This is a genomic window from Natronospira sp. (assembly GCF_007134575.1).
Lineage (GTDB): Bacteria > Pseudomonadota > Gammaproteobacteria > Natronospirales > Natronospiraceae > Natronospira > Natronospira elongata.
In genome coordinates, this window is record NZ_SLKM01000199.1 from 1 (window position 1) to 11,862 (window position 11,862).

11 protein-coding genes are annotated in these 11,862 nt (G+C 61.1%); 6 read left to right on the top strand and 5 right to left on the bottom strand.

What is annotated here, in order from left to right:
* From ACJWXQ_RS07840 to murJ, 3 genes are all read right to left on the bottom strand, one after another.
* On the bottom strand, nucleotides 1-1,687 hold a 1,687-nt coding region (locus tag ACJWXQ_RS07840; RefSeq protein WP_406672536.1), incomplete at its 3' end, for an isoleucine--tRNA ligase.
* A 35-nt stretch (nucleotides 1,688-1,722) separates the two neighbouring features.
* Nucleotides 1,723-2,664, bottom strand: a complete 942-nt coding sequence (locus ACJWXQ_RS07845) for a bifunctional riboflavin kinase/FAD synthetase (protein ID WP_346050280.1) — start codon at nucleotides 2,662-2,664, stop codon at nucleotides 1,723-1,725.
* Between the two features lie 53 nt (nucleotides 2,665-2,717).
* Entirely contained in the window at nucleotides 2,718-4,265 is a 1,548-nt protein-coding gene (gene murJ, locus ACJWXQ_RS07850; RefSeq protein ID WP_346050282.1) for a murein biosynthesis integral membrane protein MurJ, read from the bottom strand.
* Nucleotides 4,266-4,625: 360 nt separating this feature from the next.
* Between murJ and rpsT the strand changes: the two genes are divergently transcribed.
* From rpsT to ACJWXQ_RS07870, 4 genes are all read left to right on the top strand, one after another.
* Complete coding sequence (rpsT, locus tag ACJWXQ_RS07855; RefSeq protein WP_346050284.1) at nucleotides 4,626-4,892, top strand: 30S ribosomal protein S20; 267 nt, start codon at nucleotides 4,626-4,628, stop codon at nucleotides 4,890-4,892.
* 72 nt (nucleotides 4,893-4,964) lie between these two features.
* Entirely contained in the window at nucleotides 4,965-5,477 is a 513-nt protein-coding gene (locus ACJWXQ_RS07860) for a hypothetical protein (protein ID WP_346050286.1), read from the top strand.
* 5 nt (nucleotides 5,478-5,482) lie between these two features.
* The gene (locus ACJWXQ_RS07865) at nucleotides 5,483-5,674 is read left to right on the top strand and encodes a hypothetical protein (RefSeq protein WP_346050288.1); all 192 of its coding nucleotides are present in this window, start codon (nucleotides 5,483-5,485) and stop codon (nucleotides 5,672-5,674) included.
* Between the two features lie 105 nt (nucleotides 5,675-5,779).
* Nucleotides 5,780-6,586, top strand: a complete 807-nt coding sequence (locus ACJWXQ_RS07870) for a WYL domain-containing protein (protein WP_346050290.1) — start codon at nucleotides 5,780-5,782, stop codon at nucleotides 6,584-6,586.
* Nucleotides 6,587-6,609: 23 nt separating this feature from the next.
* On the opposite strand, the gene ACJWXQ_RS07875 is transcribed toward ACJWXQ_RS07870, so the two are convergent.
* Together ACJWXQ_RS07875 and ACJWXQ_RS07880 are read right to left on the bottom strand one after the other, a co-directional pair.
* On the bottom strand, nucleotides 6,610-7,038 hold the full coding sequence (locus tag ACJWXQ_RS07875; RefSeq protein ID WP_346050292.1) for a type II toxin-antitoxin system VapC family toxin: 429 nt from the start codon (nucleotides 7,036-7,038) through the stop codon (nucleotides 6,610-6,612).
* Nucleotides 7,035-7,325 carry a type II toxin-antitoxin system prevent-host-death family antitoxin gene (locus ACJWXQ_RS07880; protein WP_346050294.1) on the bottom strand — a complete coding sequence of 97 codons (291 nt, stop codon included), beginning with the start codon at nucleotides 7,323-7,325 and terminating at the stop codon, nucleotides 7,035-7,037. Before ACJWXQ_RS07880 ends, ACJWXQ_RS07875 begins: the two co-directional genes overlap by 4 nt.
* Before the next feature lie 144 nt (nucleotides 7,326-7,469).
* On the opposite strand from ACJWXQ_RS07880, the gene cas3 reads away from it, so the two are divergent.
* Together cas3 and csx17 are read left to right on the top strand one after the other, a co-directional pair.
* A complete protein-coding gene (cas3, locus tag ACJWXQ_RS07885) occupies nucleotides 7,470-9,875 on the top strand; it encodes a CRISPR-associated helicase Cas3' (protein ID WP_406672537.1) in 2,406 nt (801 codons plus the stop codon).
* Nucleotides 9,872-11,862, top strand: a 1,991-nt coding sequence (gene csx17, locus ACJWXQ_RS07890; RefSeq protein WP_406672538.1) for a type I-U CRISPR-associated protein Csx17, incomplete at its 3' end; no start/stop codon positions are given. The genes cas3 and csx17, both read left to right, overlap by 4 nt.

Consider the following 11,862-nt stretch of genomic DNA (forward strand, 5'->3'; position numbering starts at 1 on the left):
AAAGATCGGCCGGCACCTGCAGATCCTCGTGACGGTCCAGTACACAGAAATGCACCATGCCGGAATCAAACCAGACATCGAGAATGTCGGTGACCTTTTCGTAATTGTCGGCTTCATCGCCCAACAGCTCGGCCGGGTCCAGCTCGAACCAGGCATCAATGCTTTCCTTCTCGACCCGTTTGGCAACCGCTTCCAGCAATTCCGGCGTCTTGGGGTGCAATTCACCCGTTTCCCGATGCAGGAACAGGGCAATGGGAACCCCCCAGCTACGCTGACGGGAAATACACCAATCGGGACGGTTTTCCACCATGGCGCGGATACGGCCTTCGCCCCAGTCGGGAGTGAACTTCACCTTGCCAATTTCATCCAGCGCCGCCTGACGCATGCCGCCGCGATCCATGCTCACGAACCATTGGGGTGTCCCCCGGAAGATCACCGGCGTCTTGTGCCGCCAGCAGTGGGGGTAGCTGTGCTGGTATTTTTCATGGTGCAGCAGCATGCCGCGCTCTTCCAGCAGGGCCACCAGCTTGGGGTTGGCCTTGAAGACATGCTCGCCGGCGATGTGCTCGGCCTCGTCGGTGAACACGCCGTTTTCATTGACCTGATGGTCCATGGGCAGGTCGTACTCCAGGCCCATGAGATAGTCTTCCTGGCCGTGGCCGGGGGCGGTGTGCACAGCCCCGGTACCGGACTCGGTGGTGACGTGATCGCCAAGCACCACCGGCACCTGGCGATCCAGATAGGGGTGTTGCAAGGACAAGCGCAACAGCTCACTGCCGGCGGCGACCGCCAGACGCTCCGCACCACCAAAGCCCCAGCGCTCAAGCACGGTATCCACCATTTCCACCGGCAGCACGGTGATCTCGCGACCATTGGGGCCGGTGGCCGCATAGAGGCCATATTCCAGCTTCGGACTCAGGGCCACGGCCCGGTTGGCCGGAATGGTCCAGGGCGTGGTGGTCCAGATGGGCAGGAAGGCCGGGGCATCGACGGCCTCGGCCGCGAGGCCGAAACGCTTGGCCAGCTCGGCCTTGTCGGTCACCGGGAAGCGGACATCCACCGCCGGCGAGGTGTGCTCCTGGTATTCGACCTCGGCCTCGGCCATGGCCGAGCGGCAGTCCATGCACCAGTGCACCGGCTTGTAGCCCTTGTAGAGATGGCCGCGCTCAATCATCTTGCCGAAAGCCCGCAATTGGTCGGCCTCGTACTGCGGGTTCATGGTCAGATAGGGCCGGTCCCAGTCACCGAGCACGCCCAGGCGCTTGAAATCCGTGCGTTGACGGTCGATCTGCTCATGAGCGTAATCCCGGCAGGCCTGGCGAAAGTCGCGGGCATCGACCTTGTCACCGACCTTGCCCACCTTGGCCTCGACCTTCAGTTCAATGGGCAGGCCGTGGCAGTCCCAACCCGGCACATACGGGGCGTCAAAGCCCTCCAGGGTGCGGGACTTGACCACCATGTCCTTGAGAATCTTATTGACGGCATGACCGATGTGGATGTCGCCGTTGGCATAGGGCGGGCCATCCGGAAGGATGAACTTGGGCCGCCCGCGAAAACGCTCCCGAATCTTCTGATAGAGACCACTGTCTTCCCATTCCCGCAGCATGTCCGGCTCGCGCTTGGCCAGGTTGCCGCGCATGGGGAAGTCGGTCTTGGGCAGATTGAGCGTGGACTTGTAGTCGGTCACCGTTTCACCCTAACAATCAACTGTGAATTCGCCGGTCATGTCACCGGCACTTGTTCTTCCGCCAAAACGGCTCGCGCCGCCCGGCTGTCCTCATCCATCTGGCGGCGCAGGGCCGACAGATCCTCGAATCGTTCCTCGTCGCGCAAGTGGCGAATCAGGCGGACCCGCAGATGGCGTCCGTAGAGATCACCTTGCCAATCGAAGAGATGAACCTCCAGCAATCGCCTGCGACCATCCACCGTGGGTCGCCGCCCCAGACTGGCCACCGCCGGCAGGGGTTCGGCCTTGTCCAGCCCCTCGACCTGCACGGCGTAAACCCCGTCCCGAGCCGCCAGCCGCTCGTGGACGGCGAGATTGGCGGTGGGATAACCCAGCGTTCGCCCCAGTTGCCGCCCCCGGCGCACCCGCGCCGTGACTCGCGGCCACTGACCCAGCAAGGCCGCGGCCTGACGGGTCTCACCCAGCTCCAGGTGACGGCGGATGCGGGTACTGGACACCCGGGCACCCTGCCCTTCCACCGTGGGCATCACCTCCAGGCGAAAACCCTGATCCGCGGCCGTCGCGGCCAGACTGTCTGCATCGCCGGCCCGGTCCCGGCCATAGCGGAAATCATCCCCGATCAGGAGATAGGCCGGGGCCAGACCCTGCTGCAGGACATCCTGTTCGAAGGCCCGGGGGCTCATTCCGGCCAGGGCGGCATCAAAGCGCAGAAGCAGCAACTGATCCACCCCGGCCTCGGCCAACAGCTCATGGCGATCACGGAAGCCGACCACCCGGCTTGGCGCCCGCTCACCCAGGAAATAATCCAGCGGCCGCGGTTCGAAACTGATCACCGTCAGCGGACCGGCAGGCTCGGTAGCCCGCGCCCGTTCCAGCATGGCCCGATGACCGCGATGCACGCCATCGAAATTGCCGATGGTCACCGCTCCGCCCCGACGGGCGTGGCTCAAATGTTGCCGTCCGCGTATCAGCCGCAAGTCCAGGCTTCCCGTAATGCAAAACGGGGCATTATATCAACTATCGGCCGCCGTCAGGCCATCACATGCCGCCGCCGGAGCCCCAGCAGCAAGAGTACCAGTCCATAAACCAGGGCCCCGGTGCCAATGCAGACCGCCAGCAGCCCCACCCGCTCCCAGACGCCCGCATCCAGCCAATCCGCCAGTGGGCCGGCAAGCCACAGCACCACCGCGGCCATTACCCCATTGGCCACCAGCCCCTTGAAGAACAACGAGGCCCAGCCCGGCCCGGGCCGGTATACGCCGCGACGGCGCAGCCCCATATACAGGAGACCGGCATTGATGAAGGCGGCGATCGCCGTTGCCAGGGCAAGGCCCATGTGCGGGGCGACGAATCCGGTCATCACCATCGGCAGCACGAACGCGAGATTCAGCACCATGTTCGAGACCATGGCCACCACCCCGGCCTTGACCGGTGTCTTGGTGTCCTGGCGGGCGAAATAGCCGGGGGCCAGCACCTTAACCAGCGTGAAGCCCACCAGACCGAAGGCATAGGCCATCAGGCTCCAGGCCGCCATGCGAGTGTCATGGGCCGTAAATTCGCCATACTGGAACAGGGTCGAGAGCATGGGGCCGGCCAGACAGAACAACCCCACCGCCGCCGGCACCGCCACCAGCCAGACCAGACGCAGGGCCCAGTCGAGGGTATCGGAAAAGGCCTTGGGGTCTTTTTCCGCGTATCGCGCCGACAGGCCGGGAAGGATTACCGTGGCCAGGGCAATGCCGAACACCCCCAGCGGAAACTCCATCAGGCGGTCGGAGTAATACAGCCAACTCACACTGCCGGCCACCAGAAAGGAGGCGATGATGGTGTCGATCACCAGATTGATCTGGGCCACCGAGGAGCCAAACAGGGCCGGCGCCATCAGGCGCATGATGCGCCTGACACCCTCATGTTTCGGATCCCAGCGCGGCCGGGGCAGCAGGCGCAAATGCTTGAGAAAGGGAATCTGAAACAGTAACTGAGCCACCCCCGCCGCAAACACACCGACCGCCAGGGCCATGCCCGGTTCGTCGAAATAGGGGGCCAGCCAGACCGCCGCCCCGATCAGGCAAACGTTAAGCAGGACCGGTGTAAAGGCCGGCACCCCGAAGCGGTTGTAGGTATTAAGAATCCCGGCCGCCAGGGACACCAGGGAGATGAACAGCAGATAGGGAAAGGTCCAGCGCAGCATGGCCGTGGCCAGCTCCCGGCGGCCGTCCTCGCCGTCGAAACCGGGGGCGAAAATCAGAATCAATACCGGCGCTGCCACCACCCCGATCAGGGTAATCAGCACCAGTACCGCCCCCAGGATACCCGCCACCCGGTCCACCAGCGCCTGCACCTCGGCATGTTCACGCTGGCTGCGATACTCGCCGATCACCGGCACAAAGGCCTGGGAAAATCCCCCCTCGGCAAACAGCCGCCGCATGAAATTGGGGATCTTGAAGGCCACGAAAAAGGCGTCCATGACCGGCCCGGCCCCGAAGAAGCGGGCAAAGACCACATCGCGGACGAATCCCAGTACCCGGGAGAGCAGGGTCATGCCGCCGACCAGACCGGTGGAGCGCAGCAGACTCATGCCCTGCCCTCGCCGGGCCTGGAGTGAACAGTTCCCAGTTCCCAGTGAACAGCGGGGGCCGTGCCAAATGGCAGGCGCGGCGACCACCTCACAGCGCAGTGGGCTACCGAAAACCTGGCTAGGTTATTGTTTTTTCTAGTCAAACGCTGCAACTTGACCCCTTCGTTCAGACAATGGCACTCGGCCCCGGCCGGCACCCTCTGTTCACTGTTCACTGGGAACCGTTCACGCCACCTGCCGGCCTTGACAGGCGCGCGGTTTTTCCGCATGATACGCGGCTTTCGGCGACCCTGTCACCGAAACCGCGCGCGCGTGCGCCGCGACAACCCCGAGCGTCAGCAGAATTATCAGGAGCTAGTCTTGGCTAACATCAAGTCCGCAAAGAAGCGCGCCCGTCAGGCCGAAGAGCGCCGCAAGCACAATGCCAGCATGCGTTCTCGCATGCGCACCGGCATCAAGCAAATCATCAAGGCCATTGAAGCCGGTGACAAGGCCAAGGCCGAACAAGCCTACAAGGCTGCCGTGCCCTATCTGGATCGCATGGCCACCCGGGGCATCATCAGCAAGAACAAGGCCGCTCGCCACAAGAGCCGCCTCAATGCCCGCCTGAAGGACATGGCTTCCTGAGCCAGTCCCGCGCACAGCTAGACCAAAAAGGCCGGTCCCAGTGACCGGCCTTTTTTGTTGTATGCTTGGACCATGCGCGTTCACAGCCTCGAAGCCATCATTGCCGCCCTCAACGAGGCGGGAGTCCGCTACCTGGTCGCCGGCGGCCTGGCGGTAAATGCCCATGGCTATCTTCGCTATACCAAGGACGCGGACCTGGTCATCGAATTGGCCCCGGACAACATCCTTGCCGCCATAAAAGCACTGGAAGACCTGGGCTATCGCCCCACCATCCCGGTGAAGGCCGAAGATTTCGCCGACCGTGAAACCCGCGAAAGCTGGGCAAGGGACAAGGGCATGAAAGTCTTCCAGCTGTTCAGTGATGCCCACCCGGAAACACCCATCGATATCTTTGTCGAACATCCCTTTGATTTCTCACAAGAATACAATCGAGCACTCCGGGAAACGCTGACACCCGGAATCGAAGCTCCCTTGGTCTCCCTGGAGACATTGATCACTATGAAGGAGGCAGTAGGCCGCCCGCGAGACCTGGACGATGTTGAACACCTACGCATTCTTCACGAGCAGCGTGACAATAAGGAGTAACGATCATGTCGCGGCTTGAGGATGAGATCGACTGGAGCAAGACTACCTGGGAAGGTGCACGGCGGGAACAATTGCGTCGCTGGCGCAAACTGAGCCTGTACGAAAAGATGCGGGCCGTTGAGGAAATGGGGGAATTGGCCGAACGGCTTGCCCAGAACCGGAACAAGCGCGGCCAGCGCAGCATAAAGCCAGAGTAACCCTCACCCGAAAAAAACCGTAACACCCGCGCTGTCTCACCCACCTTGAAACACCACGCCCATCGTCTATGCTGGACAAGGTAGCCCCCAAAAGCATGGATGCTGATGAACCGCTTCGAACTACCCGGTCTCTGGCTCAATCCCAGCGAACTCCACGGCCTGCTGGCCACCGAGCAGCTATTGGAATCCATCCAGCCCGGCCTGCTCAAACCCTACATCGGCCCCTTAAAGACCCGCATCCGCCAGCTCCTCGGCCAGGGTGGCCTCGACCCCGAAACCCTCGACCAGCGCATCCAGGTCCGCCCCATCGCCCACCGCCATCTGGAAACCGAAGCCTTCGGCCAGGCCGCCGAAGCCGTGCTCCACCGCAAACGGCTTCACTTCGATTACCGCTCACGCAGCCGGGACGAAATGAGGCAGCGCCATGTCAGCCCGCAGCGCCTCATCCACTACCGCAATAACTGGTACCTGGCCGCTCACTGCCACGATGCCGACGACCTGCGCCTGTTCTCCCTGGACCGCATCCGCGACCCGAGGCCCGACAAGACGCCGGCCCTGGATATCGACCCGGCCACCCTGGACCGGCAACTGGAAGCCAATTTCGGCATCTTCACCGGCCCGCAGACCATTGGGCGGTGCTGCGCTTCACGCCGGAAGCGGCCCGCTGGGCCGCCGAGCAGCGCTGGCACCCCCGACCAGATCGGGCAATGGAAGGATGGGCACTACGAGCTGCAGATTCCCTATGGCGACCCCACCGAGCTGATTCGGGAAATCCTGGCTTGGAGCGCGGAAGTGGAAGTACTTGCCCCAGAATTACTGCGCAAGCGGGTACGTGAAAGACTGGTCAGTGCGGCAGACAGATACTCGGCGGGGAGCGGTAAATGGAGCAGGGCCAAGGGAGGCACAGCATGAAACACCCCGAACCCGCTCTTTCGTCACCACGGAGTCTTCAATCCAAGGCCTTCCGCAGCCCGCGTCAGAGACGTATCAAAACACACAAAACACAGACGCCCGTCGCCAGCCCCTGCCGCGAGTTTCTCCGCAGCGGCCAGATGAACACTATCGTAGCCTCGCAAGCCAAAGGTATCGGCCAGCACCCCCGCACGACGCGCCAGTGGCTCATCGACACTGATGACATCGAAGCCCCCCCAACCTTCGTCCAACCAAACCACGAGCTGCGTCAATACATCGTCACTTATCCGCCCCATCCGCCACGCCTTTGCAAATCCGGCTCGTGCCTCGGGATAGGCAATAACATGCGTGGCCACCAGAGACGCCTTCTGAACCAAGGACCGCACTTCATCGGAATGCGGCTCCTTAACGTACAGCTTTACCAGAGCGGAGGTATCCAGATAGAGAATCAATCCCGATCCTCCAATATCAGCTCGGAAAGAGATGGTCCGCCGCCGGGCCAATCCAGCGGTCTTTCGGGGAGCTTCACCCTCTTACCAAGGGCCGCCCTGACACCCGGAAGCGCCCGCACCCGAGCCGCCAGCGCCTCATCGCTTTCCGCCCGGCCCTCCCGGCCGATAACCGCCGACAGCCGTGCCACGGCGCGCCCCCGCGAGGTCACGGTAATCTCCTCGCCGGCCTGGACACGCCGCAGGTACTCGGACAAATGGTTCTTCAGCTCACGGATTGATACATCCATCACCCAGCTCTCTTTGTGGCCACATTTCTCAATTGTAGCCACAAACCTGGTGATAACGCCAATCGCGGACTCATACCCGCTGTGTCATTCGGTGAGACACCTGAGCAAATACACTGAACTGAAAACAGACTTTCGGAGAACGCCGTGAAAGATTTCGAATCCTTCTTCCGGCAAGCAACGGGACTACCCACACCCTACCCTTACCAGAGCCGTTTAGCGGAGGACGACTGGCCGGAGGTCCTGGACATCCCCACCGGTCTGGGCAAAACGGCGGCGGTCACGCTGGGCTGGCTGTACCGCCGGCGTGAAAAGGGGGAAACGGACATGCCCCGGCGGCTCGTCTGGTGTCTGCCCATGCGTGTACTAGTGGAACAAACCCACCGAAATATCCGCGAGTGGCTGGCCGCACTCGACCTGCTGGGCGAGCCGGGTGATGGCAAGGTCTCCACACACCTGTTGATGGGTGGGGAACCCTCGCTTCGGACCGCCACTTGGGCATCCTACCCCGAGGAAGAATCCATTCTGATCGGTACACAGGACATGCTGCTGTCCCGCGCTCTGATGCGCGGCTATGGCATGAGTCGCTACCAGTGGCCTGTGCATTTCGGACTGCTCCACAACGATGCGCTGTGGGTGTATGACGAAATCCAGCTCATGGGCGCCGCCCTGCCCACCTCCACCCAGCTGGAAGCCTTTCGCCGCACGCTGCGGACCCAACGGTCCACCCGCAGCCTGTGGGCCTCTGCCACCCTGCATCGCAACTGGCTGGATACCGTGGACTTTCGGCCACACCTGGAAACGCTGGGCTGGCTATCGCTCAACGACGAGGACCGCCGGCATGATCAGGTCACCCAGCGTCTTACAGCGAAAAAGAAACTTCAGCCCGCCCGGACACGGCTGACGGCGGACAACCGCAAATCGAAAGCCGCCGCCTATATCAAGGGGCTGGCACAGGAAATCCTGGAAGAGCATCAGCCCGGTTCCCAGACATTGGTAATCCTTAATCGGGTTGAACGCGCCCAGGCACTCCATGCCGCCCTGGCCAAGCAAATGGAGACAGCACCGCTGCTCCTGCACGCCCGCTTCAGGCCCCCGGAAAGGGACGAGATCGAGTCGGCCATCCGCGCGGAAACTCCGGCGGAGGGGCGAATCATCGTGGCCACCCAGGCGGTGGAGGCCGGTGTGGACATCTCCAGCCGGGTCCTATTCACCGAACTTGCCCCCTGGTCTTCCCTGGTCCAACGCTTCGGCCGCTGCAACCGGGGCGGAGAACATCCAGAAGCGACGATTTACTGGATCGACATCGAAGAAGAGAGCAAGGAGGCCCTGCCTTACGAGATGGAGGATCTACTGGCCGCTAGAGAGCAGTTGTCCGCCATCGAATCCGCCAGCCCCGGCGACCTGCCAGCGGTGGATGCCGCAACAGGCATTCGCCGCGTAATCCGCCGCCGGGATCTGATCGATTTGTTCAACACGGACCCGGACCTGAGCGGCTTTGATGTGGACATCTCCGCCTACATTCGTGACCCGGGCCAGGCCCAGTCCCAGGTCTTCTGGCGGGATTTCGAGGACGACCCCGGCGAACAGCCGGCACCAACCCGGGAAGAACTCTGCCCGGTGGGCCTGGGCCAGCTCAAGGATTATTTGAGCAAACGCAAGGCCTGGATATGGGATCCGCTTTCCGAACGATGGGAGCCCGTCAGAAAAGATCGGATTCGTCCCGGCCAGCAGCTCCTACTGCAAAGCCGAGCCGGTGGCTACACCGCCACGGCCGGCTTCGACGCCACGGACAGCAAGAGCTTCGTCGAGCCCATCCAAATGGATACCGCGATCCTAGCCGAATCCCAGGGCAGTGACGACATGACAGTCATGAAGCGCTATGTGCCGCTATCAGAACACTTGCAGGATGTGGATGCCGCTGGCGCCGACCTGGCCGAAAAGCTCGAACAGGACGAAGCCCTCGCCGAGATCATCGCCACGGCTGGCCGCTGGCATGATGTAGGCAAGGCCCATGAAGCCTTCCAGAACGCCATCACCGGTGACGACGCCCCGGGTGACGGCGGCCCCTGGGCCAAGTCGCCTCGCGGGGGCCGTCCGAATTTTCACGTTCGCAATGAGGACGGCACGAAACAGCAACGCCGGGGCTTTCGCCATGAGCTCGCCTCGGCACTGGCCTGGCTGGAACACCAGAGCGACCATCCCCAGCGCGACCTGATCGCCTATCTGATCGCCGCCCATCACGGCAAGGTACGGCTTGGCCTGCGGGCGCTGCCCAATGAAAACGCCCCGCCGGGCGGTCAACGCCTGTTTGCCCGCGGGGTCTGGGAAGGGGACCGCCTGCCCCCACTTCGCCTCAATGGCCAAAGCGTCCCGGAAACCGAACTTCGACTGGACCTGATGAAACTGGGCCGCGGTCCCCAGGGCCCGTCATGGACCGAACGGACACGCCAACTGCTTGATGAACACGGCCCATTCAAGCTCGCCTGGTTCGAAGCCCTGGTACGCATCGCCGACTGGCGAGCCAGCCGTGAGGAGGAGCACTCACCATGAAGAATGAAATCCTATTGAACGGCTGCCACACCACTCCCCTTGCCTCTTATCTAAAGGGACTTGGGGTATTCCGGATAATCGCGGAACAAAAAGACCCATCTGCCTGTGCCAGATGGGAGGGCAACGACTTAATCATCGAAACTAGCCTGGACGAAGATGAACTCGTTAGTTTCTTCACTGACCGATATCAGCCCACTCCATTGGTAGCCCCCTGGGGCGCGAGATCTGGTTTCTATTCCGGCTCTTCCGAGAATGCTGCTCGATCTGCCTTAGAGGCAATTGAACGGTCTAGCACACCCCGTCTCCGTGATTTCCGGGAAGTAATTTATTCAGTGAAAGACCTATTAATCAGGTTTGGATTCAACGATAAACCAAGCGACGAAGGAAAGCTTCGGCTTATGGAGTTATGTCGCGCCGAACTTCCGGATAACATCGTTGATTGGCTAGATGCTTGTTACGTATTGACGACGGACAGCCGACGGTTCCCGCCATTACTTGGCACCGGTGGAAACGAGGGAAGCGGTAGCTATGTATCCGGGTTTTCCCAACAAGTAGTTCGCTGCCTGTTAGAGGCGAATGAACCCGGGTTAGTAAATTCTGCTCTTTTTGGAGCCAAAGTACCTGCTACTCACTCTAGTCAAACACCAGGCCAATTCTCACCATTCGACTCTGGTGGACCCAACCAGTCCTCTTCATTTTCTGCGTCCGTACAAACCAACCCCTGGAGCTATCTTCTCCTCCTTGAAGGAACCCTGATGCTTACATCCTCTGCCACAAGGCGGCACGATGAAATCTCGCCATCCAGGGCTAGTTTCCCGTTCACAGTCGAATTTATTGGATCAACTAGTGGGAACACATCAATTCCTGATGAAGGTGATTTGCGTGCGGAAATCTGGATGCCCATCTGGAAGAACAAAATGACATATATGGAGGTTAGGGCGTTTCTATCGGAGGGCCGTGTAAGTCTAAGGGGAAACCCAGTAAGGAATGGACTCGATTTTGCACGAGCTATAAGCACTTTAGGAGTTGACCGCGGTATAGTCGCATTTCAACGACATGTGATTGCGAAACGATTTGGCCTGAGCGTGCTCGCAGTCCCAATGGACAGAATTCCTGTCAAGAGAAATAGCTCAGCTGACCTATTGGAAGACCTGGATCATAGAAACTGGTGGCTCTCATTTGCAAAAACTACTCGAACGCAGCCTACCAGTCAGATCATTAGCCTATCTAGTCGATTGGACAAGCATGCATTCGAATTGAGCACAAACCCAGACGGCCAGACACCACCGATTGAACCTCTGCTTAGGGTCTTGGGCGGTATTCACCAGTATCTGGCAGCTAGACCAAAGGCAAGAGAAAGCTGTTCCCCAATCCCCCAATTATCCGAGGATTGGTTTACTCATACCAACGACAATAGTACAGAATTTCAAATAGCGGCCGCAGTAGCCGGGCTCCATGCCCGTCTCAAGGCCAAAGGTGGTCACTGGATCTATCGCCAGTATTTTCGGCGACATATTGCCCCAGAGAAGGACCTTGACTGGCCGGAGTGGGACGAGGAACACGACCAGGATGTCACGCTGGGCCACGGCGGGCCCGCACAGGGACTAGCCCGCACTCTGGTGCGACGGTTGATCGTTGCCGAACAGGAAGATCATCCCGATAAGCCGCTGCGAGGGCGATGCAACGCGTCGCTTGGGGCCATCAGTGCTTGGCTGGCGGGCGATGTTCATGAAAGACGCCTCGATGAACTCATGCGAGGCTTGGCGCTCGTCCGCCTGCCCCGATATGACTTCCAGGACGAGCCCGAGACGGCCCCACTGCCCGTGGCCTACCGCCTGCTCAAGCCATTGTTCGCCACCGACGAACAGCTCGAGCGCTGCAAGCTGACCGAGCCGGGCACCCATCTTCCGCTGTCGCGGGAAATTCCAAGACGGCTAATGCGGGGCGACACCGACGGGGCCGTTGCCATGGCCATGCGTCGGCTTCG

What these genes read in the sequence shown, in the direction of transcription:
- murJ (WP_346050282.1), bottom strand. Translation starts at nt 4,265, where the DNA reads ATGAGTCTGCTGCGCTCCACCGGTCTGGTCGGCGGCATGACCCTGCTC.
- ACJWXQ_RS07860 (WP_346050286.1), top strand. Translation starts at nt 4,965, where the DNA reads ATGCGCGTTCACAGCCTCGAAGCCATCATTGCCGCCCTCAACGAGGCG.
- ACJWXQ_RS07865 (WP_346050288.1), top strand. Translation starts at nt 5,483, where the DNA reads ATGTCGCGGCTTGAGGATGAGATCGACTGGAGCAAGACTACCTGGGAA.
- ACJWXQ_RS07870 (WP_346050290.1), top strand. Translation starts at nt 5,780, where the DNA reads ATGAACCGCTTCGAACTACCCGGTCTCTGGCTCAATCCCAGCGAACTC.
- ACJWXQ_RS07880 (WP_346050294.1), bottom strand. Translation starts at nt 7,325, where the DNA reads ATGGATGTATCAATCCGTGAGCTGAAGAACCATTTGTCCGAGTACCTG.